At 56.1% G+C, this 1,412-nt stretch carries 1 rRNA gene; it reads left to right on the top strand.

From position 1 onward, the window contains the following. Nucleotides 1–1,391 (top strand): 23S ribosomal RNA (locus ABZ370_RS43945); the annotation flags it as partial. Nucleotides 1,392–1,412: the final 21 nt, after the last annotated feature.

Below are 1,412 nucleotides of genomic sequence, written 5' to 3' on the forward strand. Positions count from 1 at the left end.
TGAGACCTGATGCCGAGCCGATTGTGGTGAAGTGGATGATCCTATGCTGTCGAGAAAAGCCTCTAGCGAGTTTCATGGCGGCCCGTACCCTAAACCGACTCAGGTGGTCAGGTAGAGAATACCGAGGCGTTCGGGTGAACTATGGTTAAGGAACTCGGCAAAATGCCCCCGTAACTTCGGGAGAAGGGGGGCCATTGCTGGTGATCACTCTTGCAGTGTGAGCTGGTGGTGGCCGCAGAGACCAGCGAGAAGCGACTGTTTACTAAAAACACAGGTCCGTGCGAAGCCGTAAGGCGATGTATACGGACTGACGCCTGCCCGGTGCTGGAACGTTAAGGGGACCGGTTAGTCGACCTTCGGGTTGGCGAAGCTGAGAACTTAAGCGCCAGTAAACGGCGGTGGTAACTATAACCATCCTAAGGTAGCGAAATTCCTTGTCGGGTAAGTTCCGACCTGCACGAATGGCGTAACGACTTCTCGACTGTCTCAACCATAGGCCCGGTGAAATTGCATTACGAGTAAAGATGCTCGTTTCGCGCAGCAGGACGGAAAGACCCCGGGACCTTTACTATAGCTTGATATTGGTGTTCGGTTCGGCTTGTGTAGGATAGGTGGGAGACTGTGAACTCTGGACGCCAGTTCAGGGGGAGTCATTGTTGAAATACCACTCTGGTCGTGCTGGATGTCTAACCTGGGTCCGTGATCCGGATCAGGGACAGTGTCTGGTGGGTAGTTTAACTGGGGCGGTTGCCTCCTAAAGAGTAACGGAGGCGCCCAAAGGTTCCCTCAGCCTGGTTGGCAATCAGGTGTTGAGTGTAAGTGCACAAGGGAGCTTGACTGTGAGACCGACGGGTCGAGCAGGGACGAAAGTCGGGACTAGTGATCCGGCGGTGGCTTGTGGAAGCGCCGTCGCTCAACGGATAAAAGGTACCCCGGGGATAACAGGCTGATCTTCCCCAAGAGTCCATATCGACGGGATGGTTTGGCACCTCGATGTCGGCTCGTCGCATCCTGGGGCTGGAGTCGGTCCCAAGGGTTGGGCTGTTCGCCCATTAAAGCGGTACGCGAGCTGGGTTTAGAACGTCGTGAGACAGTTCGGTCCCTATCCGCTGTGCGCGTAGGAGTCTTGAGAAGGGCTGTCCCTAGTACGAGAGGACCGGGACGGACGAACCTCTGGTGTGCCAGTTGTCCTGCCAAGGGCATGGCTGGTTGGCTACGTTCGGGAGGGATAACCGCTGAAAGCATCTAAGCGGGAAGCCTGCTTCGAGATGAGGGCTCCCACCCACTTGATGGGTTAAGGCTCCCAGTAGACGACTGGGTTGATAGGCCAGATATGGAAGCCGGGTGACCGGTGGAGTTGACTGGTACTAATAGGCCGAGGGCTTGTCCTCAGTTGCTCGCGTCCACTGTGT

It is taken from the genome of Streptomyces sp. NPDC005962 (assembly GCF_040629205.1).
GTDB lineage: Bacteria > Actinomycetota > Actinomycetes > Streptomycetales > Streptomycetaceae > Streptomyces.